Annotated in this window: 18 protein-coding genes; 6 read left to right on the top strand and 12 right to left on the bottom strand. The window is 68.7% G+C overall.

Annotated features, from left to right (window positions below):
* The first annotated feature begins 154 nt into the window (after positions 1-154).
* Positions 155-1,366 carry a zinc-dependent alcohol dehydrogenase gene (locus VARPA_RS15090; protein ID WP_013541440.1) on the top strand — a complete coding sequence of 404 codons (1,212 nt, stop codon included), beginning with the start codon at positions 155-157 and terminating at the stop codon, positions 1,364-1,366.
* On the opposite strand, the gene VARPA_RS15085 is transcribed toward VARPA_RS15090, so the two are convergent.
* From VARPA_RS15085 to VARPA_RS15070, 4 genes are all read right to left on the bottom strand, one after another.
* Positions 1,350-1,982 (bottom strand): hypothetical protein, encoded by a 633-nt coding sequence (locus VARPA_RS15085; protein ID WP_041942912.1) that lies wholly within the window; start codon positions 1,980-1,982, stop codon positions 1,350-1,352. The genes VARPA_RS15090 and VARPA_RS15085 overlap by 17 nt on opposite strands.
* A 7-nt stretch (positions 1,983-1,989) precedes the next feature.
* On the bottom strand, positions 1,990-2,304 hold the full coding sequence (locus VARPA_RS15080) for a hypothetical protein (RefSeq protein ID WP_013541438.1): 315 nt from the start codon (positions 2,302-2,304) through the stop codon (positions 1,990-1,992).
* Between the two features lie 210 nt (positions 2,305-2,514).
* A complete protein-coding gene (locus VARPA_RS15075) occupies positions 2,515-4,935 on the bottom strand; it encodes a catalase (protein ID WP_013541437.1) in 2,421 nt (806 codons plus the stop codon).
* A 92-nt stretch (positions 4,936-5,027) separates the two neighbouring features.
* Positions 5,028-5,666 carry an NAD(P)H-dependent oxidoreductase gene (locus tag VARPA_RS15070; RefSeq protein WP_013541436.1) on the bottom strand — a complete coding sequence of 213 codons (639 nt, stop codon included), beginning with the start codon at positions 5,664-5,666 and terminating at the stop codon, positions 5,028-5,030.
* 91 nt (positions 5,667-5,757) lie between these two features.
* Between VARPA_RS15070 and VARPA_RS15065 the strand changes: the two genes are divergently transcribed.
* Positions 5,758-6,339 (top strand): TetR/AcrR family transcriptional regulator, encoded by a 582-nt coding sequence (locus tag VARPA_RS15065; protein ID WP_234975020.1) that lies wholly within the window; start codon positions 5,758-5,760, stop codon positions 6,337-6,339.
* 100 nt (positions 6,340-6,439) lie between these two features.
* On the opposite strand, the gene VARPA_RS15060 is transcribed toward VARPA_RS15065, so the two are convergent.
* From VARPA_RS15060 to VARPA_RS15045, 4 genes are all read right to left on the bottom strand, one after another.
* On the bottom strand, positions 6,440-6,799 hold the full coding sequence (locus tag VARPA_RS15060) for a hypothetical protein (protein WP_013541434.1): 360 nt from the start codon (positions 6,797-6,799) through the stop codon (positions 6,440-6,442).
* 96 nt (positions 6,800-6,895) lie between these two features.
* Positions 6,896-7,279, bottom strand: coding sequence for a roadblock/LC7 domain-containing protein (locus tag VARPA_RS15055; RefSeq protein ID WP_013541433.1), 384 nt, complete (start codon positions 7,277-7,279; stop codon positions 6,896-6,898).
* 80 nt (positions 7,280-7,359) lie between these two features.
* Entirely contained in the window at positions 7,360-7,878 is a 519-nt protein-coding gene (locus VARPA_RS15050) for a GTP-binding protein (RefSeq protein ID WP_013541432.1), read from the bottom strand.
* Between the two features lie 5 nt (positions 7,879-7,883).
* On the bottom strand, positions 7,884-8,702 hold the full coding sequence (locus VARPA_RS15045) for a hypothetical protein (protein ID WP_013541431.1): 819 nt from the start codon (positions 8,700-8,702) through the stop codon (positions 7,884-7,886).
* A 358-nt stretch (positions 8,703-9,060) separates the two neighbouring features.
* Here VARPA_RS15045 and VARPA_RS15040 point away from each other — a divergent pair, with 358 nt between their 5' ends.
* Entirely contained in the window at positions 9,061-11,004 is a 1,944-nt protein-coding gene (locus VARPA_RS15040; RefSeq protein WP_013541430.1) for a PAS domain S-box protein, read from the top strand.
* Between the two features lie 9 nt (positions 11,005-11,013).
* Here the strand turns inward: VARPA_RS15040 and VARPA_RS15035 are convergent, their stop codons facing one another.
* A complete protein-coding gene (locus VARPA_RS15035; RefSeq protein WP_013541429.1) occupies positions 11,014-11,397 on the bottom strand; it encodes a response regulator in 384 nt (127 codons plus the stop codon).
* Between the two features lie 101 nt (positions 11,398-11,498).
* On the bottom strand, positions 11,499-12,365 hold the full coding sequence (locus VARPA_RS15030) for a c-type cytochrome (protein ID WP_013541428.1): 867 nt from the start codon (positions 12,363-12,365) through the stop codon (positions 11,499-11,501).
* A gap of 75 nt (positions 12,366-12,440) precedes the next feature.
* Between VARPA_RS15030 and VARPA_RS15025 the strand changes: the two genes are divergently transcribed.
* Genes VARPA_RS15025 through ctaD form a run of 3 tightly spaced genes read left to right on the top strand, consistent with a single transcriptional unit; the run spans position 12,441 to position 16,308 of the window.
* Entirely contained in the window at positions 12,441-12,830 is a 390-nt protein-coding gene (locus VARPA_RS15025; protein WP_013541427.1) for a c-type cytochrome, read from the top strand.
* Entirely contained in the window at positions 12,827-13,798 is a 972-nt protein-coding gene (gene coxB, locus VARPA_RS15020; RefSeq protein ID WP_013541426.1) for a cytochrome c oxidase subunit II, read from the top strand. Before VARPA_RS15025 ends, coxB begins: the two co-directional genes overlap by 4 nt.
* Complete coding sequence (ctaD, locus tag VARPA_RS15015) at positions 13,795-16,308, top strand: cytochrome c oxidase subunit I (RefSeq protein WP_013541425.1); 2,514 nt, start codon at positions 13,795-13,797, stop codon at positions 16,306-16,308. The genes coxB and ctaD overlap by 4 nt, the downstream gene beginning before the upstream one ends.
* On the opposite strand, the gene VARPA_RS15010 is transcribed toward ctaD, so the two are convergent.
* Positions 16,309-21,450 carry a malto-oligosyltrehalose synthase gene (locus VARPA_RS15010; RefSeq protein ID WP_013541424.1) on the bottom strand — a complete coding sequence of 1,714 codons (5,142 nt, stop codon included), beginning with the start codon at positions 21,448-21,450 and terminating at the stop codon, positions 16,309-16,311.
* Positions 21,440-23,278, bottom strand: a complete 1,839-nt coding sequence (gene treZ / locus VARPA_RS15005) for a malto-oligosyltrehalose trehalohydrolase (protein WP_013541423.1) — start codon at positions 23,276-23,278, stop codon at positions 21,440-21,442. Before treZ ends, VARPA_RS15010 begins: the two co-directional genes overlap by 11 nt.
* Positions 23,279-23,290 lie beyond the last annotated feature (12 nt).

The following is a 23,290-nucleotide window of genomic DNA, read 5'->3' as shown; positions in this document are numbered from 1 at the left end:
CTGCGACGGACGGGAATGTGAGCCAGGGGCAACGCAAGCGCCGCGCCGCCACAACGGGAAATTGTCCGACCCGTGGACAGGCGCGGTGCCCGCGCATGCGGCGCGCGCACGCGCAAATCGTGCGCGCATCACCACCCCAAAAAAAGGAAACCGCATGAAAGCCCTCACCTACCAATCGTCGAAAAACGTCCGCGTGGAGACGGTGCCCGACCCCATCCTCCAGGAGGACGAGGACATCGTGTTGCGCGTGACCGCCACCGCCATCTGCGGCTCCGACCTGCACATCTATCGCGGCAAGATTCCCGACATGGAATCGGGCGACATCCTCGGCCACGAGTTCATGGGCATCGTGGAGGACACCGGCAAGGCCGTGACGCGCGTGCAGAAAGGCGACCGCGTGGTGGTGCCCTTCACCATTGCCTGCGGCCAGTGCTTCTTCTGCGCCAAGGCCCTCTTCGCCGCCTGCGAAACCACCAACCCCGGGCGCGGCGCCATCCTCAACAAGAAGAACCTGCGCTCGGGCGCGGGCCTCTTCGGCTACTCGCATCTGTATGGCGGCTATCCCGGCGGCCAGGCCGAATACGTGCGCGTGCCCAAGGCGAACACCGGCCCGCTCGTGATTCCGCCCGGACTGGCCGACGAGCAGGTGCTGTTTCTCTCGGACATCCTGCCGACCGGCTACCAGGCGGTAGTGAACGGCAACGTGGGTCCGGGCTCGAGCGTGGCCATCTTCGGCGCCGGCCCCGTGGGCCTGATGGCCGCCGCGTCGGCGCGCTTGCTGGGTGCCGAGCGCATCTTCATGGTCGACGAGCACCCGTACCGGCTCGCGTTTGCGCAGGCCACCTACGGCGTCGATCCGATCAACTTCAGAGACATCGACGACCCTGCCGGCGCGATCGTCGAGCGCACCGATTTCCGCGGTGTCGATGCGTCGATCGACGCGGTCGGCTTCGAGGCCAAGGGCAGCGCGGTCGAAACGGTACTCACCGACCTGAAGCTCGAAGGCTCCAGCGGCAAGGCGCTGCGCCAGGCCATCGCGGCCACGCGGCGCGGCGGCGTGGTGAGCGTGCCCGGCGTGTACGCGGGCTTCATCCACGGCTTCATGTTCGGCGATGCGTTCGAGAAGGGCCTCACCTTCAAGATGGGCCAGACGCATGCGCAGCAGCACATGCCCAAGCTGCTCGAGCACATCCAGGCTGGGCAATTGAAGCCCGAGGTCATCATCACGCACCACATGGCGCTCGAGGACGCGGCGCGCGGCTACGAGATCTTCGAGAAGGCCGAGGAGGAATGCCGCAAGGTCGTGCTCACGCCTTCCGGCCCCGCGCAGCACAGGGTCACTGCCGCCGCTACCCCGCTCCCATGAAGCCGAAGCGCGCCTGCATCGGCGCGGTCTCCGGCAGCACGTAGACCACGCCCTTGCGGCCGCCGAGCACGGGCCGGATGTGGGTGTCGTAGAAGCCGGCCGGCACGTTGATGCAGCCGTAGGAAATGCGGTTGTCGGCCACGGTGGGCGTGGCAAGCCGCTCCAGGCGGCGCTCGGCCTTGTTGGTCGCGCGCACGCGGTGCATGGAGACGGCGGCGTCGTAGTCGATCCACACGATGTCCTCGCCCTGGAGATTGCGGCCGGGCTCGCTCGCGAAGCGGCCCGCGGGCGTGGTGCGCTCGTCGGGCCGGATCTCGGACATCTTGCGTTCGCCGATGCCCGGCACGGAATCGTCGCCGTGCGCCAGCCCCAGCAACACGGGCGAATCGCCGCGCAGCTTTCCCGAGCCGTCGAAGACGAAGACGCGTGCGTTTTTCTTGTCGACCACTGCGAAGGCCTGGCCCTGGTTGTCGGCCGCTGCAACGGCGGCCTTCGCGAGCCTGAGCGCATCGGGCTCCGCCGCCGCGGCGGTGGTGCAAGCCGCGGCAAAGGTGCCGGCAAGAAGCATCGCGAGCCCGTGGCCCGCGATGCCCGTTGGAGGTGAAGGCAAGCGCATGCGGTGGTCAGTTGCGGTCGGCGCGGGCCTGGCGCATGGGCGGCTCGGTGCTCATGCTGCCTTGCGATCCTTGCGTTCCTTGCGACATGGTCGAGCCCGAGGACGACGACCCCGATGACATGGAGCCCGAGGATGTGGACCCCGATGGCGACGTGTTCTGCGGCGTGGTGCCGGTGGTCCCCATCGGACCGCCCGCAGGGCTTTGCTGGCCTGCGGCCGTGGCGGGATTCGCGGGTGCGGTGGTGGGGGGATTGCCTTGGGCAAAAGCGACGCCGGCGGCGCCGAGTGCGAGGGCTGCAAGCAGGCTGGAGGTGCGGTTCATGGTTATCTCCTTTGGATGGTTGTGCCGGGCGGTTGCCCGACGCTGTTCAACCTAGAAGTTCGCGGACTGCATCGGGTCGGTGGACGGCGCGGGCGGCTGTAGGAAACAGCAACACGGCACGGCGGCCGACCTCGTCGGCCCCGCACGCGTCCGCTGGCCCCGGCCGTGAGAAGCCGGGGCGCATGCAGCCAATGGTGCGGATGGCCGTGCTTAAACGCGCGGCGGATCGGAATCGCGCGCGAGATGGCGATGCATGCCCACCGCGGCGATGAAATCGATGGCCGCGTCGTCGGCATGCGCGGCGTCCGCAAGGATGAGGCCGGGGTCGTGCGAGCCGTCGGGCAGGCTCATCGGAATGCCGGCCTCCGCGAGCAGCGCCTGCGATGCGCCGAGCGCAAGGATGGTCTTGCAGTGCCGGTACTGGTCTTTCACGAACTCCATCGAGTGGCCGTCGGAGACCAGCGCCTCCACCGCCGCGAGGCCGTCGGGCAGCACCAGCGCATCGAAGAGAAAGCCGGGGCTGTTCTCCATGCTGGCGTCGGCCTCGATCTTCTCGCCGCCCATCCCGAGGTACGTGCCCAGGCGCGGTCCGACCAGCCGCGGCACCGCGCCCGCCTGCACCAGCGCCGTGACCAGCTTGCCGATGGACGTGCCTTCCGCGCCGTCGGCCACGAGGATCGCGATCTTGCGCGTGCGGATGCCGCCATCGCCCGGCCGCGCCATGAGCGAGAGCGCGGGCGATTGGTCGACCTCGGGCGCGGCCGGCGTTTCCAGCACCTTGGGCAGCGGCTGGGGCAGTTCCATGCCGAGCCCTTTCGCCACCTTCGCCGCGAGATCGGGCGACGCGTTCAACAGGCTCGCCACCACGCGTTCGCGCACTGCGGGCACCGTCACCTTCGAGAGCTCGAAGCGGAAGGCCGCGGCGATGTGCGCCTGCTCCTCGGGCGTCTGGCTTTCGTAGAAGAGCGTGGCCTGCGTGTAGTGGTCGGCAAATTTTTCGGGCTTGACGCGCACCTTGTCGCTGCTCTCCTTCGCGTCGAGCCGCCGCGCCACGCTCTCGAAGCCCTGCGCCGCACCGGCCTGGAACGGACAGCCGCCGCCCAGCGAGTTCGGCTCGTAGGCCGAGCGCCCGCGATGGATGGCCTGGCGGTGCATGCCGTCGCGCTGGTTGTTGTGCACCGGCGCAATGGGCGCGTTGATCGGCAGCTCGTGGAAGTTCGGCCCGCCCAGGCGCGTGATCTGCGTGTCGACGTAGGAATGGATGCGCCCCGCGAGCAGCGGATCGTTGGTGAAGTCGATGCCCGGCACCACGTGCGCCGTGCAAAACGCGACCTGCTCGGTCTCGGCAAAGAAGTTGTCGGGGTTGCGGTTCAGCACCATGCGCCCGACGATGCGGATCGGCACCAGTTCCTCGGGCACGATCTTGGTGGCATCGAGGATGTCGAAGCTGAACTGCGCGGCCTGCTCTTCCGTGAAGATCTGCAGGCCCAGTTCCCACTCGGGGTATTCGCCCGCGTCGATGGCTTCCCAGAGATCGCGGCGGTGGTAGTCTGGGTCGGCGCCGGAGATCTTCACGGCCTCGTCCCACACCAGCGAATGCGTGCCGAGCTTGGGTTGCCAGTGGAATTTCACCAGCACCGATTCGCCCGCCTCGTTCACGAGCCGGAAGGTGTGCACGCCGAAGCCCTGCATCATCCGGTAGCTGCGCGGAATGGCGCGGTCGCTCATCTGCCACATCAGCATGTGGGTGGATTCGGGCATCAGCGAGACGAAGTCCCAGAAGGTGTCGTGCGCCGAGGCGGCCTGCGGCATCGCATGGTGCGGCTCGGGCTTCACGGCATGCACGAGGTCGGGGAACTTCATCGCGTCCTGGATGAAGAACACCGGCATGTTGTTGCCCACCAGATCCCAGTTGCCCTCGTCGGTATAGAACTTGACCGCGAAGCCGCGCACGTCGCGCGCCGTGTCCTTGGAGCCGCGCTCGCCGGCCACCGTGGAGAAGCGCACGAACACCGGCGTCACCTTGCCGGCTTCGCGGAAGGGCGCAGCCCGCGTGTATTCGGTGAGCGGTTCGTAGCACTCGAAGAAGCCGTGCGCGCCGGAGCCCCGGGCGTGGACGATGCGCTCGGGAATGCGCTCGTGGTCGAAGTGCGTGATCTTCTCGCGCAGGATGAAGTCTTCGAGCAGCACCGGGCCGCGCGCGCCCGCCTTCAGCGAGTTCTGGTTGTCAGCGATCGGCACGCCCTGGTTGGTGGTGAGCCGCTGGCCGCCGGAATCAACGCGCACCCGGTCCAGCGTGCCGATGGTGGCGTTGATGCCTTCGGGCGCAACCGAGCCGGTCTTGGCCGAGGCATTCGATTCAGAGGGCGTGCTGCCGGTGGGAAGCCGCGATGGCGGCTTGGCGCTTTGGCCCACCGGCGCCTGCGGCGTGTGCTCCAGCGGCTTGTTGAGGTTGGCGGGCATCGACGCGGCGAGCGCCTGCGTATCGATCGCCTTCTGTGCGGGGATGTCTCCCTTGCCTGCCGCGGGCGGCGCCGGATGGGCGGGACCGCTGTCGGTGTTGCGTGCCGCGGAGCGGGCGGCGTCGAGCGCGGCGGAAGGCGGCGCGCTCGCTCGGGGTTGTTTGGCCATGTATTTGTCGTCCGGTTGGGTTCGAGGGAGCCTCCAACCTAGTGCGACGAATCAGGGCTTTTTGTAGGACGCTGCAGCGAATTCGACTCGCCTTAGCCTGGCAGTTCTTCGACGACCTCGGACAGATCGGTGCCGCCCGGCGCCGTCTTCGCAAACGCATTGCCGCCCAGCGCTCGCGCAGTGACGACATGAGACGCCGCGGCTTGCCCGTTCACATCGAGCAGGAACTCCGAGGTGACGACGCGCGCGCCGCAGAAATCGAAGATGCCGTGGTCGATCTGTGTGCGCATGGCCTTGTCGTAGCCGTGCCGCGCATAGGTGCCCCCGTCTGCGCCGCCGATGCCGATGAGGTGGACGGCCAGGCGGCCGAGCCGCTTTCCGAGCGTGCCGTCGGGCGCCTCGTCATACGCCCATCCGTTGGAGAACACGCGGTCGATCCAGCCCTTGAGTTGGCCGGGGAACGACCACCAGTACACGGGATAGACCAGCACGAGCGCGTCGGCCCGGTCGATGCGTTCCTGCTCGCGCAGGATGTCCGGCGGCAAAGGCTTTTGGAGAAAATAGGCGGCGCGGTCGGCCTGATTGAAGGCCGCCTGGAAGCCTTCCGCAGCGATGTCGGCGATTTCGGTGGTGTGCTTGCCCGATTCCTCGACGCCCTCGGCGAACGAGCGAGCGACAGCGTGCGTGAGGGACCGGGAATCGGGATGGCTGACAACGATGAGGGCATGCATGGCGGTTCCTTTTTCGTGGTTCGGTTTAAACTACTGTTCGTAGGTTACCTTTGGTAGATTAACGATGTCAAGCAAGCAGATGGAACCGGTCATGCAAGTCGCAACCAGGAAACGCCTTCCCAAGGACGAGCGCGGCCGCCAGCTGCTGGACGTCGCCTGGGCCATCGTGCGCAGCGAAGGAACCGATGCGCTCACGCTGGGTTACCTGGCGGAGCGCGCGGGGGTGACAAAGCCCGTCGTGTACGACCATTTCGGCACGCGCACCGGCCTGCTCGGCGTGCTTTACGGGGAATACGACAGCCGGCAGCACGCGCTCATGGACGAGGCTCTGCGAGCGTCGGGAAAATCGCTCCCCGCCGTGGCGAAGGTGATCGCCGCCGCCTACGTCAACTGCGTCATGGAGATGGGCCGCGAGATGCCCGGTGTGAGCGCCGCACTGGCCGGCTCTCCCGAGCTCGATGCCTTGAAGAAGGAGCTCGAGGCCGAGTTCCTGGTGAAGTGCCGCAACGCGCTGCAGCCGTTTGCGAAACGCCCCATCGCGCCGGCAGCGATGCGCGCGATGCTGGGTGCGGCCGAGGCCGTGTCGTTTGCGGCCGCCGCGGGCGAGTTCGATCCGGTGGATGCGGAGAACGAGATCTACGACGCCATCCTGCGAATCGCGCAGAGAGCCTGACCGCCCTGCCCGATCGGCGCGCCGCGGCACCGCATCCCCCGGCGGCCTGGCTGCCCGAATGAATGCCCGCTCGCCCGCAGCGCGCCGTCGCTGTATCAGCTCAGACCGCCAGCCCTTGCTCCACTTCCTGTGTCTTCCGACGCGCGAGTGCGAGGTTCGACTTCGACTTGTCGAGCACCAGATAGACGAACAGGCCTTCGTGCTTGTTCATCGGCCGGATGATGTGGTACTGGCGTCCGAGCGTGATCAGGATGTCCTCGATCACGTCGTTGAGGCCGAGCGCTTTCATGGTCTTGAGCTTGGCGCGCACGACCTCGGTGTTGCCCGCGGCGGCCACTTCCAGGTCGACGCCCGAACCCACCTGCCCCAGGACCATGCCGCTGCCGGAGTCGACCAGCGCGGCGCAGAGCGCGCCGTCGATCGTCATCAGTTCATCCATGGATTGTTTGATATTTGCCATCAAAGTCTTTCGTAGTCCATCGCCCTCGGGATCGGCCGCCGCCCGGGCGAGTGATGAGCGCCGGCCGTTTTGTGAAAAGGAAAAAAGACGCGGCGTTCAGGCGCGCTGCAGCGCGAGCGTCGCCAGCTTGGAGAGATACAGGACCTGTCCGATCACGGCATCCTTGCCTGTGATCACGCTCACGATCAGGTCGACCTCGGCGTGGCGGGCCTGCAGCATCAGGATGTGGCCCGACGCGGTCTCTATCGCGACGTTCTCGCATTGCCCCAACCCGCTTTCCACGCCGGCCACCGCACCCAGCGCGGCCAACGAGCTCGCGATGGCCGACATGCGTGCGACCTGCGCGGTGTTCTCCGCGCGCGCGGCCAGCTCGAGGCCGTCCTCGGTCGCGATCACGACGGCCTTCACGCCCTTGATCTCGCGCATGAGCGTGTCCACGGCCGTGTCGGCGGCGTCCTTGATGCGGGGTGCGATGTTCATGTGGCTGGGGTCCGGCGTTGCGGGGAACAGAGGAAGGAAAAGAGAAGGAAGGAACAGCGGCAGCAGCGGCGGTGTCGTGCTCAGGCTTCGAGCTGGATCAGCAGCAGCTCGAGCAGCTGCACCACCTGCTGCGGGTCGGTCACGTTGGCCGGGAGCACGGGGCACATCACGCCCTTGTCCTGCATGCGCCGGGCGTAGGCGTCGAGGTCGGGCTCTGGATGGGTCTCCATGCGCCCGACCGCAACGACGCAGGCAGTCTTCTCGATGAGTTCGGCGAAGCCGTCGAGATAGACCTCCAGGTCCGCCAGCGGATCGGGGCGGCTGTTGTCGACCAGGATCACCAGGCCGAGCGCGCCGCGCGCGAGGATTCGCCACATGAAGTCGAAGCGGATCTGCCCCGGCGTGCCGTAGAGGCGCAGCTTCTCGCCGTTGTCCAGCGTGAGCTCGCCGTAGTCCAGGCCCACCGTGGTGGTGGCCTTGGCGACCGAAGCATCGCTGTTGCGAACCTCGGTGCGGACCGGCGCAATCTCGCTCACGGCGGCGATGGCGGTGGTCTTGCCGGCGCCCATGGTGCCGGTGAAAAGGATCTTGTGTTCCACGTGCTTCAGGCCTTCGAACCGGAGGACAGCAACCCGAGGCGGTTGCGGATGCGCGCGAGCAGGCCCGGCGCCACGACAGCGCGCGGCGGGGCGAGCGCGCGGTGCGCGTCCGCGCCGGAGGCCCCTGAGACCTGGAATGACTGCGAATCGGGCCAGAGCGATTCGGGCGCATGGCTGGCCGCGAAGCCTGTGCCCGCGTTGCCATGGCCAGTGCGTGCGACGAACCCTGCATGCTCGAGCGCCGCGATGAAGTCCGCGCACTCCTGTGCGCCGGCGTTCGAGCGCTGCTGCAGCGCATGGAGCGAAGCCGGGCGGCTCGCGAGCAGCGCGGCGAGCTTCATGCGCATGGGGGTGTCGAGCAGTGCGGCCGCGGGCCAGCGCAAAAGGCGGTATTCCTCGCAGTGCGCGCCCCTGCCCCGCTCGCTGTGGTCGCGGGCAGCAGGCGTGAGAGCAGACCCAGGCAGGCCGAGCTCACGGGCATGGACCACCATCGCGCCAAGGCGGTTGAGCATGACCTCGAGGGCGTCTGCGTGCAGCGGCAACCGCAGGAAAGGTCCATGCGGCGGCGGCGTTTCTCCAAGTGTCAGCCGCGGGACCGGACGGTCGGCCGCGTCGTCCAGCGCCGTCGCCGGGACCCGGTCGCCCACCACGCGCAGGTCGGCATCTTCGATCTGCCAGGTCCATTGCTGGTGTGTGCGGTGGTCCAGCAATCGCACGAGGGACTTGAACAGCAGTTCGTCGCGGGCCGGCAGGCCATCGACGCTGTAGCTCAACAGCGGACGGCGCGTCCGCGGGGGTGCGGCGAACGCCGCGGGCGTGGTCATCGGCATCCCCGGCGCAGCCAGTCGGCCGCCGGCTTCGCGTGCACCAAATTAGGGCTTTCTTGCGGCGTGGACTGCAATTCAGGCGCTCCCGTTGGTGAAACATCCATGGGAAGCCTCGCGGCCGCCGGAAATTGAATGCCTAAGTTTTAATAATCCCTCGGTAAAAATATAACATCAGTTGCACAAAAAAACACTAGATTACAAAACCCCATTGCCAGCCACGGGAATCGGTGGGAAAAGTTACTCGATGGCGTACTGCGGCCTTGTCCGACACCTGACCAGGACAAAACGCAATAACGTCTCGTTCGACGGTGGCTTTGTGCCGCTTTGGCTTTCCAACGAGACCCCCTGAGAAAAAATGGCCGATGGCGCGCGAGGCAAGAGGGATGACGAAACCGCTCCCGATCTCAACATTCCCCTGAACCTCGGGCTGATCACCGATGCCGACTACCGGCTGATGGTCGATGCCATCACCGACTACGCGATCTTCTTTCTCGACCCCACCGGCATCGTGCTCAGCTGGAACGCGGGCGCGAGGCAGCTCCAGGGCTACGAACCCCACGAGGTCATCGGGCGCCACTTCTCCGTCTTCTATCCCCCCGAGCTGCTGGAGAAAAACTGGCCACAGCACGAACTCGAAGTCGCGACCCGAACGGGCCAGTACGAGGAAGAAGGCTGGCGCCTGCGCAAGGACGGCACGCGTTTCTGGTCGAGTCTTGTGCTCACCCGCCTCACGAGCCCGGACGGCAAGCTGCGCGGCTTTTCCAAGATCACCCGCGACCTGTCGGCTCGCCAGAAGCAGGACGAGCTGCTTCGCGCCAGCGAGGAGCGCTTCCGGCTGATCGTCGATGGCGTGAAGGACTACGCGATCTTCATGCTCGACCCCAGCGGCTACATCGTGAGCTGGAACACCGGCGCGAAGGCCACCAAGGGCTACGAGGCGCACGAGATCATCGGCAAGCACTTCTCGGTGTTCTATCCGCCCGAGGTGGCCGCCACCGGCTTTCCCGACGAGGAGCTGAAGACCGCGCGCGAAGTCGGCCGCTTCGAGGACGAGGGTTGGCGCGTGCGCAGGGACGGCAGCCGGTTCTGGGCCAGCGTGATCATCACCGCCCTCTTCGACGAGACCGGCCGCCACCGCGGCTTTGCCAAGGTCACGCGCGACCTCACGGAGCGCCGGCGCATTTCCACCCTGGAGGACGAAGGCCGCCGCATCACGACCTTCCTGGCGATGCTCGGCCACGAGTTGCGCAATCCGCTCACGCCGATCTCCAACGCGGTAGCCATCATGGACCGCCTGGGCTCGGCCGCCGACACGGCGACGCTGGCGCGCATGAGCAGCATCATCGGCCGCCAGCTCAAGCAGATCACGCGGCTGGTCGACGACCTGCTGGACGTCGGGCGCATCACGAGCGGCAAGATCCATCTCGAATCGAAACCCGTGCGGCTTTGCGACGTGATCGACGAGTCGATCGAGATGCTGAGGCCCTCCGCCGACGCCAAGCAGCACGCCCTGGTCTTCCACTCGCCCTCCGCCGACCCGTGGATCACCGGCGATCGCGCCCGCATGATCCAGGTCGTCTGCAACCTGCTGAACAACGCCATCAAGTTCACGCCGGACGGCGGCCGCATCGAGGTGCGGCTGCGCGAGGTGGGCGCCAACGCGGAGGTCAGCGTGAGCGACAACGGTCCCGGCATCCCGTCCGCCGCGTTGCCGCGCGTCTTCATGCTGTTCGCGCAGGGCGAGCAGGAAATTTCCCGGCCGCAGGGCGGGCTCGGGCTCGGCCTCACGCTGGTGCAGCAACTGGTGACGCTGCACGGCGGCGATGTCAGCGCGTTCAGCAAAGGCACGCCGGGAGACGGCGCGGAATTCGTCGTCCGCCTGCCCCGCGCGACCGCGCCGTTGGAAAAGAAAAAAATCGACGGCAACGAGAGCCGGAAGATGGTCCTCGTGGTCGACGACAACCAGGACGCGGCCGAGACGATGTGCCTCCTTGTCGAGAGCCTGGGCTACGTGACACGCACGGCCGCCGACGGCCCTTCGGCGGTGGAGGCGATCAAGGTCGAGCAGCCGGACCTCGTGCTGCTGGACATCGGCCTGCCGGGATTCAGCGGCGTCGAGGTGGCCCTGCGGGTTCGCCGCGAGGTCCCGCATCCGCCCACGCTGGTCGCCGTCACAGGTTACGGCCAGGGCTCGGACCGGGACGCGAGCCTCGCGGCTGGCTTCTACGCGCACCTGACCAAGCCGGTCGATGCGCAGCAGCTCGAAGGGCTGCTCGCGCGCCTGCTCGACAAGTCCTGAAAAAGTGGCTCAGGCTTTCTCGCCGAGCCCGTCCGCACAGAACGCCAGGAACTCGTTGATCTCCGCGGCCTTGTCGAAGACCGCGTCGGCGCCCAAGGTGAGGCATTGCGCGCGGTTGTCCGCCGATGCCGCATTCGTCAGCGCCACCACCAGTCCGCATTTGGGCCCGAGGGCGGCCAGCGCCCCGAGCACGCCGAGGCCACTGCCCTGCTTCAGAAGCAGGTCCACCACCAGCAGATGCCAGCCATCGCGGTTCGCCTTCAGCCACGCCACGGCGTCCGCTTCCGAGGGCGCGGTGCCGACGATCTCCGCCCGCAGATAGCCCTCCAGCACGACCTTCAGGCTGTCCTGGATCGTCGGTTCGTCTTCCACGATGAACACGGCCAGCGTCATGCGCTGGACAGTCGCTCTTCCGCCCGCGCGCGGGTGTAGGCAGACAGCGCGTCAGCGTGTTGGCGCAACGGGAAGGTGGTGCCGAGCGCTGCCGAATGCAGTCAATCCAGCGTGGCCAGGTAGGCCGCGATGTCCCGCGCGTCCTGCTCGGTCACGCCCATCTCGGGCATCGCGGTGAGCGGATCGACCTCGCGCGTGTGGCGCAGCCATCGCACCATGTTGTCGGGCGTGTTCGCGAGCTTGCCGCCGATCAGCGAGCGCTTCGCCATGCCGTCCAGCGGCGGGCCGACGTTGGGAAACGAACTTGTGATGCCGGGAATCGTGTGGCACGCATTGCATGCGTACTGGTAGAGCGCGCGTTGGCCGCGCCGCACCTCGTCGCCCTTTTCCGCGGAAGCCGCGCGCACGCCGGGTCCGCATGAAGGTGCGGCCGGCGCGCCCTGGCCGGCGGGCAGCATCGGCGCGCTCGCCTCTGCGTACTGCTGCGGCGTCATGTCGGGCAGCCGCTGCAGAAATGCGACCACGGCCCACAGGTCTTCATCGGACAGCCGGTACTCCCATGCCGGCATGCCGCTCATCTTGATGCCGTGCTTCGTCACCCAGTAGAGCTCGCGCGCATTCCAGCGCTGCCGCGCATCGACCAGCGGGCCCGGCAGCGGCTGCATGCTCTTGCCGATGTCGCCCTGCGCCACGCCCGGCGCACCGTGGCACTGAACGCACTTGTCGCGAAAGCAACCCGCGCCGCGCGCCACCCGTTGTGCGTCGGCAAGGTCCGGCGGCTCGATGCCGCGCGCCCGCAGGCGCACCGACTGCCGCATCGCCGTCTCGAGCAGCGAGTAGACAGGCTGCGTGTGCTGCTCGGTGGCGGCCACGTTGTAGACGCCGCCCCACACCATCCATGCCGCACCGGCCGCCGCGGCCAGGCCGAGCGTTGCGACGGTGAGGAGGATGGTCTTGGGCGTCCCCATTTGGCGGCATTGTCCGACGCGCACCAGGGCATGCCGTGTCGGCGGAAGCCCCGTTCGCGCTCGCAGAATCCGCGGATGGCCGCGCCCTCCGCCACCTTTGCCGCACTCGCCGCCCTGTTGCTAGCAGCCCTGGCCAGCGGCTGCGAACTCGGCGAACGCGACCTGCCCTACGGCGGCGCGCCCTCCGCGCAGCGCGTGGCGGGCCAGCGCCTGCTCGCGCAGTACCAGTGCGGCAGCTGCCATGCGATTCCCGGCGTGCCCATTGCACAGGGCGCGGTCGGCCCGCCGCTCAGCGCCTACGGTCGGCGCAGCTACATCGCGGGCCACCTGCCGAACCGGCCCGACACGCTTGCGCAATGGATCGTCGCGCCGGCCGCTCTGGTACCCGGCACCGCGATGCCCGCCATGGGCGTGTCGCCGCAGGATGCGCGCGACATGGCGGCCTACCTGCTCGCGCTCGAATGAGCACCGCACCGTCGCCATCGCAATCGGCATTGCAGGCCGCGGGGCCGGTGGCCGACACGCTGCTCGGCGTCACCGGCCTGCTCGTGTGCGGCGCGGCGGTGATCTTCCTTGGCGTCATGGCGCTGCTGGTGCTCGCGGCGCGCCGGCACGACGGCACGCTGCATGCACGGCTCTGGGTCATCGGCGGCGGCGTGGTGTTTCCCAGCGTCGTGCTGGTCGCGCTCTTCGCGTACAGCGAATGGCACCGGCCGACCTGGCGGGCCGTGCCGCCGAAGGACGCGCTCATCGTCGGCATCACCGCGCACATGTGGTGGTGGGAGGTGCGCTACCGCGACCCCGCGACCGGCGCGGAGATCGCGACCGCCAACGAGATCCGCATTCCCGTCGGCCGGCCGGTGTACTTCGGCCTCGGCAGCGCCGACGTGATCCACAGCTTCTGGGTGCCGGCGCTCGGCGGCAAGATGGACATGCTGCCCGGCCGCGTGCAGCACCTGCTGCTGCAGGCCGACCGCCCCGGCACGTACCGCGGGCAGTGCGCCGAATACTGCGGCGAGCAGCATGCGCGCATGGCGCTGCATGTGGTGGCGCAAACGCCCGCCGAGTTCGATGCTTGGCTCGCGGCACAGGCGAAGCCAGCCGCGCCGCCCTCCTCCTCTTCTTCCTCTTCCTCTTCCTCTTCCTCTTCCGATATCGAACGCGGCCACGAAGCCTTCCTCGCGAACCGCTGCAATGCCTGCCACACGGTGCGCGGCGTGAGCGAGGAAAGCCGCCTCGGCCCCGACCTCACGCACGTCGGCAGCCGGCTGTATCTCGGCGCGGGCACGGTGCCCAACGATGCCGAGAACCTCGCCGCGTGGGTCGCCCACACACAGCAGCTCAAGCCCGGCGCGCGCATGCCTTCGTCGAGCGAGCGCATCGACGCGGCCACGCTGCAATCCATCGCGGCTTTCCTCGGGCAACTGAAATGACGCAGCCCGCCGAACAACGCCACGAACGTCCCGAAGGCGAACGCGAGGCGCTCGAACGCGCGTGGCGCGCGCCGCGCGGGTGGCGCCTGCTCTCGGCGGTCAACAACACGCACATCGGCGTTTTCTACATCGTGACCGCGATGGTCTTCTTCGTGCTGGCGGGCATCCTCGCGCTGGTGATGCGCACGCAGCTCGCTGTGCCGGGCAACGACCTCGTGGGCGCGCAGACCTACAACCAACTCTTCACGATGCACGGCACCGTGATGATGTTTCTCTTCGCAGTGCCGATCGTGGAGGCGATTGCGGTGTACCTGCTGCCGGGCATGCTCGGCGCGCGCGACCTGCCGTTTCCGCGGCTCTCGGCCTACGCGTTCTGGGCCTATGCAATCGGTGGGCTGGCCTTCTTCTGCACGATCTTCTTCGGCGAATCGCCCGACGGCGGCTGGTTCATGTACCCGCCGCTCACCAGCAAGGAGTTCTCGCCGGGACGCGGCGCCGACTGGTGGCTGCTGGGCATCGGCTTCATCGAGATCTCGGCCATCGCGGGCGCCATCGAGCTGATCATCGGCATCCTCTTCACGCGCGCGCCGGGCATGACGCTCATGCGCATGCCGGTGTTCGCATGGGCGATGCTGGTGAGCGCGCTGATGATCGTGTTCGCGTTCCCCGCGGTCATCGCGGCCACCATGCTGCTGGAACTCGAACGCGCCTTCGACTGGCCCTTCTTCATCGCCGCGCGTGGTGGCGACCCGGTGCTGTGGCAGCACCTGTTCTGGTTCTTCGGGCATCCGGAGGTCTACATCATCTTCCTGCCCGCGGCCGGCATGGTCTCGGTGATGGTGGCCACGCTCGCGCGCACGCCGCTGGTGGGTCACCGCGCGGTGGTGATGGCGCTCATCGGCGTGGGCGTGGTGAGCTTCCTGCTTTGGGCGCACCACATGTTCACCACCGGTCTTGGCAACCTCTCGATGCTGGTGGTGTCGGCCGCGAGCTTCATGGTGGCCATTCCGAGCGGGCTGCAGGTGTTCGCCTGGATCGCCACCTTCTGGCGCGGGCGCGTCACGCTCGATGCGCCCACCCTCTTCTTGCTGGGCTTTCACTTCATCTTCGTGCTGGGCGGGCTCACCGGCGTGATGGTGGCGGTGCTGCCCTTCGACTGGCAGGCGCACGACAGCTACTTCATCGTCGCGCACCTGCACTACGTGCTGATCGGCGGCATGGTGTTTCCGGTGTTCGCGGGCTTCTACTACTGGGCGCCGGTGTTCAACGGACATCGCCTCTCGGAGCGCTGGGGCCGCTGGGTGTTCGGGCTGATGTTCGGCGGCTTCAACCTCGCGTTCTTCCCGATGCACATTGCGGGGCTCATGGGCATGCCGCGCCGCGTCTACACCTACCCGGGCGACCTGGGCTGGAACGGGCTCAACATGGCGTCGACCGTGGGCGCCTTCGTGCTCGCGGCGGGCGTGCTGCTGTTCTTCATCGACGCGGCGCGCACGCTGCGCCGGCCCGAAAAGGACCATGGCAATCCCTGGGGCGCGGGCACGCTCGAATGGCTGCCGCCGCGCGACTACGGCGTGCGCAGCATTCCCGAAGTCGATTCGCTCTATCCGCTGTGGCGCCAGCCGGCGCTGCCCGAAGAGGTCGAGGCCGGACGGCACTGGCTGCCCGGCACCGTCTTCGGCGGGCGCGAAACGCTGGTCACCAGCATGCGCGATGCACGGCCGCTGCACTTGCTGCGGCTGCCGACCGATGGCTGGCCGCCGTTCGTCGCGGCCGTGGGCACGGCCGGATTCTTCCTGCTGCTGACCGTCTCGCAGGCGGTGCTCGCATTCGCGTTCGGGCTGCTCGCGATCGTCGCCATCCTCTGGTGGCTGTGGGCGTCCGACCAGCCGCCGCCCACCCCCACCGCCGACGTGGGCCACGGCGTGCGCCTGCCGGTGAACGCCGCGGGCACGGCTTCGCATTCGTGGTGGGCGGTGATCGTGCTGATCGCGGTGGACATGACGATCTTCGTGTCGTTCCTGTTCACGCACATCCACCTGTCGATGGCCGCCGAGGTGTGCCCACCGCCGGGTGCTGCATTACCGCCGCTGCAATGGCCGTTGGCCTCCGGCGTGTTGCTGCTGCTGGGCTCGGCCGCCATGGCGGCGGCCGTTCGAAGGCCACTGCAGCCGACCGCGCAGCGCACCGTGCGATGGCTCGCGGGTCTTGCGATGCTCTCTGCCGCCTGTGCATTCGGCTTCGACCTCACGGGCCACTGGCGCGCCGGCCTCGATCCGCGCGACGAGGCCTGGAGCGCGAGCGTCGGCATGCTGCTCGGCTACCAGGCCTTCCATGTCGCGGTTCTGCTGCTCATGGGCGGCTATGTGCTCGTGCGCTCATGGACCGGCAGGCTGCAGCCCGCCGCCCGTGCGACGCTCGACAACACGGCGCTGATGTGGCACTGCGTCACCGCGCAGGGCGTGCTGGGCGTGCTCACCGTGCAATTGGTGCCGCGCGTGCTGGGCTGATCAGGGACCGCTTTCGATCACCAGCGCCGCCCACGGCATGTGGCGGAAGGCGTCGGCCAGCCGCACCGTGCGCGCACCTGCATCGACCGGAATGGATTCACCGGTCAGCAGGTTGCCAAGCGCCGCCGTGCCGAGCCCTTCGGGCAGCCGCACCGTCGTGCCGTTCCAAGCCGCGGCCGGCGGCAGCGTTGGCGCTGCTGCGGCGTCCGCCGATAGCCCGACGAACAACCGGCCCGCAACAATCACCAGCGTCTGCCCCTCATGCTGGCGCGCGAACGCCACGACATGCCGCGCCATCGGCCCTTCGACCACCAGCGGCTCGTAGCCGCCTTCGCGAAACAGCAGCGGATGCCGGCCCCTGAGCGACAGCAATCGCCAGATGAACCAGAGCTTCGCGCGCCCATCGTGCGGCGCAGCAGCCAGGTCGCCGATGCGCGCGGCGAGCCCGTCCTGGTCGGCCATCGCATGCAGCCCATCGAGCTGCTGCTGCCGCAGCGCGTAGTCCACCGGCCGCCGGTTGTCGGGATCGACCAGGCTCAGTTCGATGAGCTCGCTGCCCTGGTAGAGATCGGGCACGCCGGGCGAGCCGTACTTCAGCAGCGTGAGCGTGAGGCTGTTCCATGCGCCGAACCAGGCGAGCCGGTCCGCGAGGCGCTGGATGTCGGCGAGGCAGCCGCCCTCTTTCGCATCGGCCAGCAGCTCGCGCACGAAGCCTTCGAGCGCGGCTTCGTAGTCGGCATCGGGATGCGACCAGCGCGTGCGCAGCTTGGCTTCGCGCGCGGCCTTCTGCATGTACTGCCAGATGCGGTCGGCGAAGGCCGGCGCGGTGGCCGCGTCGAGCCCGCCCAGCGGCAAGGCGCCCAGCAGCGTCTGGTACAGCAGGTATTCGTCGGCGCGCGACGGCGCCTCGCCGGTTTCCAGCTTCTTGCGCGCGCCGCGGCACAGGCCGTGCCAGCGGCTCAGCGCCTGCATCCATTCGTCGGGCATCTCCGAGAGCACGTCGATGCGGTTGCGCACGTCTTCGGAGCGCTTGTTGTCGTGCGTCGAAGTCGCGAGCATGGTGTGCGGCCAGCGCTTCGCGCGGTCGGCACTGAGCGCATGGAAGGTCGCCACGTCGATGCCGAACTGGTCGGGCTCTCCGCCCACCTCGTTGAGCGAACTGAGCGGAAAGTAGCGGTAGAACGCCGTGTCTTCCACGCCCTTCGCCGCCACCGGCGCGCTGAACTGCTGGAAGCGCACCGCGAAGCGCCGCACCCGCTCGCCGAGCGCGGCCGGCGCCGAAGCGACGGCTTCGCCACGCAGCGCGCTGCGCACGAAGTCGAAGATGCTGCGGTCGGCATCGCCGCTCTGACGCGCGGCCTCGTTCACGGCCTCGTCGATGAAGCGCTCGTCCTGCGCCGACGGGTGCTCGACGATGTAGGTCCGGTACACCGGCATGCACGCGCCGACCTCGGCCAGCGCGCGCCTCAGCGCATTGAGCGTGTAGTCGCGCGTGCTGCGGTCAGCCCGCGCGATGCGCAGCAGCTCGGTCGAAAGCACGTTCAGTTCCGATGACAGCGCATTGCGCATCACCTCGCGCCGGCCGGCGCGCGACATCGCGGCGAAGTCCTCCGTCTCGCCGGTGAAGCGCTGCCATGCATGCAGCACGGCGGCCTCGGCGGCGGTGTCGACCAGCACGCCGTTCGCCACGTTGGCGAAGCGGTAGCCGGTGGTGCCGTGCACATGCCAGCTCTCAGGCACTTCCTCGTGCGCGCCCGCGATCTTTTCGGCGACCACGTACAGCGGCCGCGCGGGCCGGCCCTCTGCATCGTGCGTCGGCAGCACCAGTCCGGCGCGCCGGGCGTAGCCTTCCTGGAGCTTGCGGAAGTAGTCCGCCGGGTCGTAGAGCCCGTCTGGGTGGTCGATGCGCAAGCCGTCCACCATGCCCGACGCCGCGAGGTCCAGCGCGAACGACTGGGTGGCCTCGAACACCTCGTCGCGCTCCATCCGCACCGCCGCGAGGTCGTTGATGTCGAAGAAGCGCCGGTAGTTGATCTCGTCCGCCGCCACGCGCCAATGCGCGAGCCGGAAGGCCTGCAGTTCGATGAGCCGGTGCAGCGCATCGCGCGCTTCGGGCGACGCGAGGTTCAGCTCCGCCACGGAAGCGACGAGCGCCTCGGCAACCGCCGGATGGCGCTCCGCGAGGCGCGCGAGCCGGGCCTTGAGCAGTTCCTTGTCGCGCACGCGTTCGGCCTGCGCCTTCGGATCGCTCGTGTCCCGCGGCGGCAGGTGCCCGAACGCCGTCGAAAGGCTGGCGAGCCGCGCCGCAGCCGCCGCATCGCCGAGCCGCGAGAGCGCCCGCTCCAGCACCACCGGATAGCTCTCCGGCGCAAGCGGAAACCGATGGTCGTAATAGGTGACGGCGAAGCTGCCCGTGGCGTCCTCGAAGCGCAGCACGAGCTCGCCGTTGTCCAGCGCCTCGCCGTAGTGCACGCCCAGCACCGGCAGCAGCACCTTGCCGGTCAGCTCGACATTGAGCGGATGCCAGTCGATGTCGAAGTGCTGCGCAAAAAGCGAAGCCGGCCCGTTCTCCAGCACGTCCATCCACCACGCGTTGTCGGCGCCGAACACGCCCATGTGGTTGGGCACCATGTCCAGCAACTGGCCGAGGCCGTTCGCCTTCAGCGCCGCGACGAAGCGCGCAAAGCCCTCCTCGCCGCCAAGCTCGGGGTTCACCTCGGCATGCGCCACCACGTCGTAGCCATGCATGCTGCCCGGCCGCGCGCGCTGGATCGGCGAGCAGTACACATGGCTCACCCCCAGCTTCGCAAGGTACGGCAGCACGCGGATCGCATCGTCGAAGCCGAAGTCCTTGTGGAACTGCAGCCGGTAGGTGGCGCGCGGCACGCGGGTCTGCAGGCCGGGCGATTCGCCTTCGCCGGCATCGATGCGGCGTGGCCGCGCTGCGCGCAGCGCCTCGCCCAGCCCGCGCATGCCGTCGCCGTTCGCCAGCACGGCGACCGGTTCGGGGAGCTTGCGCCGCCAGTTCGGATGCTGGTCCACCGTGCCGGGCATGTTGGCCTGCGCCACCACGCCGGCCACGTCTTCGAGCTGCACCATCAGCAGCGCCGAGGGCGTCGCGGCCAGGAAGGCATGCGCCGCCTCGACGAGGCGCGGCGACGGCATCGCGAGCCCTGCGGCCTCTGCCGCCTCCTCGCGCGAGAGCAGTCCGGCGTGCTGCAAGGCCTGCGTCAGTTCGATGCGCTCCCGCGCCCGGTCCATCAATTGCTTGTCGAAGATGGCGGGGTCGGGGAACAGGTCGAGCGCGAGCCGCTCGCGCAGGTCGGCGGCGGTCCACCACCCGGCGAAGGTCGCGAGGTCGTGCGTGCTGATTGCAACCAGCGCAGCCGCCGGATAGGCCTCCGGCGGCTTGAAGCCGCCGTCGTGGCGCTTCTCGAAATACAGCAGCCGGTACGAGAGCACGTCTGCACGGGCCAGCGCCTCGCGCACCGCGTCCTCGACGGTGCCGAGGTCTTCGCCCACGACCATGCAGCGGTGCCGGTGGCTCTCGATCGCGACGATGGCCAGCATCTCCGCGAGCGGGTAATACACGTACGCGCCCTCGCGGGCGCTGCGGCCCTGCGGAATCCAGAAGAGCCGCATCAGTCCCATCACATGGTCGATGCGCAGTGCGCCCGCGCCGCGCATGCCGGCGCGCAGCGTCTCGATGAAGAAGCGGTAGCCGTCTTCACGCAGGCGGTCGGGCCGCAGCGGCGGCAGGCCCCAGCCCTGGCCCGCGGGGTTGAACTCGTCGGGCGGCGCGCCGACGCTGGCGCCGTCCGCGAACACCCGCTGCGCGCCCCAGGTGTCGGAGCCGGCGCGGTCGACCGACACCGCGAGATCCACGTACAGGCCGACGCCCATGCCGAGCGCTTCGCAGCGTGCCGCCACCCGCGCCAGTTGCCGCGTCGCGAGCCATTGCAGGTACTGGTGGAACTGCACGCGCTGTGCGTGCGCGACGGCAAAGGCGGTCACCTCGGCAGAATCGGCGTCGCGCCAGGCCGCGGGCCAGTCGTGCCAATCCCACGCGCCGCCTTCGGTCTCAAGAAAGTGGGCCTGCAGCGTTTCGAACAGCGCGTGCTGCCGCAGCGCCTCGCCGCGCTCCGCGACGAAGGCCAGGAATGCCCGGCCCTCCTCGCTGGGCGCGCCCTCGGCGGGCAGGTGCCGCGCGCAGAAATCGCCGAAGAGCAAGGCCAGCACTTCGAACTTGGCCTGGGCCACGCCGGCGTAGTCGACCAACGGCGCCGCGCGCAGTGCCGCGAGCCGCGCCTGGAAGTCGGGCGAATGCACCCGGTCGCGGGCCGGCGCGCAGTCCGCGAAGCCGTCGACCGCTTCGACATCGATGTAGAGCACGTTGAGTTGCTGGCGCGACGACGGGCTGTACGGGCTCGCGTTCGACGGCGTGCTCGCGAACAGCGCATGCAGCGGGTTGAGGCCGATCACGTCGGCACCCTGCGCCGACATGCGCACCGCGAGGTCTTCCAGATCGCCGAAATCGCCGATGCCCCAGTTGCGCGGCGAGCGCAGGCTGTAGAGCTGCACCGCCGTGCCCCAGACGCGGCCGCCCTCGCGCACCGCGGGCGGCCGATAGCAGTGGCCCGGCGTGGCGAGCAGCAGCGTTTCGCCGCGAAGGCCCTCGATGCGCAGCCGGTGGTAGCCGGCTTCGAGCGCGAGCGGCACATGCAGCACGCGTTCGCACAGCAGCGTTCCGTCGATCTCGCTTCGGCCGTTTTCATGCAGCGTGTCGGCATCGACCTCGCCTTCGACTTCCCGTCCGTGCTCGTCGCCGATCCGCCAGCGCAGCCGGCCCATCGAAGCCGGCACCCGCAGCGTCACCGACCATGCGGGATTGCCGGCCTGCACGACCTGCACAGGCGGCAATGCCTCGGCCCAGCGCGCACGGCGTGCTACGTCGAGTGCACGGCCTGCATCGCCCGCGTTGTCGAGCTTCACGCCGAATTCGCCGAGCAGCGCGACGAGGCTCCGTGCGGAGACTTCGCACCGCACGCCGAAAGCGTCGAAATAACCTGTCGCAATGCCGAAGTGTTCGCACAACCGCCCGAGATCGCCGCCGACCGGGCCGTGATTCGCCTCATCCACCATGCACTGCCTCCAGCGTCACATGCACCGCGCCACGCGCGAGTTGCCGTGCGCCTTCACGGCCGCCGACGCCATCGCTGTGGATCGTCTCGCCGGGCGGCATCTCCACGCCCTCTGCCGGCTCGGCCCCGAAGTGGGCCAGCATGTGCAGCCGCAGCGGCGGCGCGCCTTCGGCGACGGGCCCGAGGTCCCATTGCACGCGCAGCGTGTCGTTTTCGCAGCGGAAGGTGCCAGCGCCTGCCATCCCCGCCAGGTGCGGAACGATTCGCTTGTGGCGCAGGTCCAGCAGCTGCTGCACCTCGCAGAGGCGCGAGAAATGCGCGCGTGTGCCGCGCTCGCGCCAGCGCAGCTTCGAGGCGAGGAAAGTCGCCTCGGCGTTCGGATCGGGAATGCGCGCGCGGGCCGCTTCGTCCTTGAAGGCCGCGAAGCCGCCGAACTCCGAGCGCCGCCCTTCGGACACCGCGTTCGCCAGCTCCGGCCCGAAGTCGCAGAAGTACTGGAACGGCGTGGAGGCAGCGAACTCGTCGCCCATGAAGAGCATCGGCACATGCGGCGACAGCAGCAGGCAGGCCATGGCCGCGCGCACCAGCACCGGATCGCCCAGCGCGTGGATGCGCTCGCCGAATGCGCGGTTGCCGACCTGGTCGTGCGTCTGCAGGAACGACACGAAGGCCTGCGGCGGCAGGCCGGTGCTCGCCTCGCCCCTCGGCTCGCCCTGGCGGAATGCCGAAGCCTGCCCCTGGTAGATGAAGCCCTCGGCCAGCGCGAGCGCGAGGCGCCGCACCGGCTCGTCGGCGTAGTCGATGTAATAGCCGTCGCGCTCGCCGGTGGCCAGCACGTGCACCGCGTGGTGCAGGTCGTCGTTCCATTGCGCGGTGCCGGCCACGGGCTGGCCGCGGCCGTCGCGCGCAAGCATCGACGCCTGGTTGGTCTCGTTTTCCAGCACCAGGTGCACATGGCGTTCCCGCCCCGGACCGGCATCGATCGCCTCGCGGATCTCCCGCACGATGTGCGGCCGGGTCTCATCGTGAATCGCGTGGATCGCATCCATGCGGAGGCCGTCGAAGCGGAACTCCTCGATCCAGTAGAGCGCGTTGTGCACGAAGAAGTCGCGCACCGTGCGCGATTGCGGCCCGTCGAAGTTGATCGCCGCGCCCCACGGCGTCTGCTTGCCGGCGTTGAAGAACTCGGGGCAGTAGGCGTGCAGGTAGTTGCCCTCCGGGCCGAAGTGGTTGTAGACCACGTCGATCAGCACCATCAAGCCGAGCGAGTGCGCCGTGTCGACCAGCGCCTTCAATTCGTCGGGCGTGCCGTAGGAGGCATCGGGCGCGTAGTGCAGCACGCCGTCGTAGCCCCAGTTACGCCGGCCCGGGAAATCCGCGAGCGGCATGATTTCGAGGGCGGTGATGCCGAGTTCGGCGAGCGCACCCAGGCGCTCGCGCGCCGCGTTGAAGGTGCCCTCGTCGGTGAAGGTGCCGACGTGCATTTCGTAGACCACCGCCTCTTCCCATGGCCGGCCGCGCCAGCCGTCGTCGGTCCATGCGAACCGTGCCGGGTCGATCACCAGGCTCGGGCCGTGCACGTCGTCGGGGTTGCAGCGCGAGGCCGGGTCGGGCACGCGGGTGCCGTCGGCAAGGCGGTAGCTGTAGCGGTCACCGGGCTTGGCGCTCGGCACCGTCAGGCGATGCCAGCCGCCGTCGCGGGTCATCGGCCGGGACTCGGATTGGTGTTCGAGCACGATGGTTTCCGCTGACGGCGCCCAGAGCGCGAACGCCACGCCGTCGGCCTGCACCGTGGCGCCGAACGGCATGCGATGCGAATGGGCGCTCATTGGTTGGCCTCC

The sequence above is a fragment of the Variovorax paradoxus EPS genome (genome assembly GCF_000184745.1).
In the GTDB taxonomy this organism is placed as follows: Bacteria; Pseudomonadota; Gammaproteobacteria; order Burkholderiales; family Burkholderiaceae_C; genus Variovorax; species Variovorax paradoxus_C.
The sequence above is the reverse complement of the archived record's forward strand: the minus strand, read 5'-3'. Positions and strand labels throughout refer to the sequence as shown.

Bases quoted from the DNA above. Each gene is read 5' to 3' on its own strand.
- VARPA_RS15090 (WP_013541440.1), top strand. From the start codon at position 155: ATGAAAGCCCTCACCTACCAATCGTCGAAAAACGTCCGCGTGGAGACG.
- VARPA_RS15085 (WP_041942912.1), bottom strand. From the start codon at position 1,982: ATGCGCTTGCCTTCACCTCCAACGGGCATCGCGGGCCACGGGCTCGCG.
- VARPA_RS15080 (WP_013541438.1), bottom strand. From the start codon at position 2,304: ATGAACCGCACCTCCAGCCTGCTTGCAGCCCTCGCACTCGGCGCCGCC.
- VARPA_RS15075 (WP_013541437.1), bottom strand. From the start codon at position 4,935: ATGGCCAAACAACCCCGAGCGAGCGCGCCGCCTTCCGCCGCGCTCGAC.
- VARPA_RS15070 (WP_013541436.1), bottom strand. From the start codon at position 5,666: ATGCATGCCCTCATCGTTGTCAGCCATCCCGATTCCCGGTCCCTCACG.
- VARPA_RS15065 (WP_234975020.1), top strand. From the start codon at position 5,758: ATGCAAGTCGCAACCAGGAAACGCCTTCCCAAGGACGAGCGCGGCCGC.
- VARPA_RS15060 (WP_013541434.1), bottom strand. From the start codon at position 6,799: ATGGCAAATATCAAACAATCCATGGATGAACTGATGACGATCGACGGC.
- VARPA_RS15055 (WP_013541433.1), bottom strand. From the start codon at position 7,279: ATGAACATCGCACCCCGCATCAAGGACGCCGCCGACACGGCCGTGGAC.
- VARPA_RS15045 (WP_013541431.1), bottom strand. From the start codon at position 8,702: ATGACCACGCCCGCGGCGTTCGCCGCACCCCCGCGGACGCGCCGTCCG.
- VARPA_RS15040 (WP_013541430.1), top strand. From the start codon at position 9,061: ATGGCCGATGGCGCGCGAGGCAAGAGGGATGACGAAACCGCTCCCGAT.
- VARPA_RS15035 (WP_013541429.1), bottom strand. From the start codon at position 11,397: ATGACGCTGGCCGTGTTCATCGTGGAAGACGAACCGACGATCCAGGAC.
- VARPA_RS15030 (WP_013541428.1), bottom strand. From the start codon at position 12,365: ATGGGGACGCCCAAGACCATCCTCCTCACCGTCGCAACGCTCGGCCTG.
- VARPA_RS15025 (WP_013541427.1), top strand. From the start codon at position 12,441: ATGGCCGCGCCCTCCGCCACCTTTGCCGCACTCGCCGCCCTGTTGCTA.
- coxB (WP_013541426.1), top strand. From the start codon at position 12,827: ATGAGCACCGCACCGTCGCCATCGCAATCGGCATTGCAGGCCGCGGGG.
- ctaD (WP_013541425.1), top strand. From the start codon at position 13,795: ATGACGCAGCCCGCCGAACAACGCCACGAACGTCCCGAAGGCGAACGC.
- VARPA_RS15010 (WP_013541424.1), bottom strand. From the start codon at position 21,450: ATGGTGGATGAGGCGAATCACGGCCCGGTCGGCGGCGATCTCGGGCGG.
- treZ (WP_013541423.1), bottom strand. From the start codon at position 23,278: ATGAGCGCCCATTCGCATCGCATGCCGTTCGGCGCCACGGTGCAGGCC.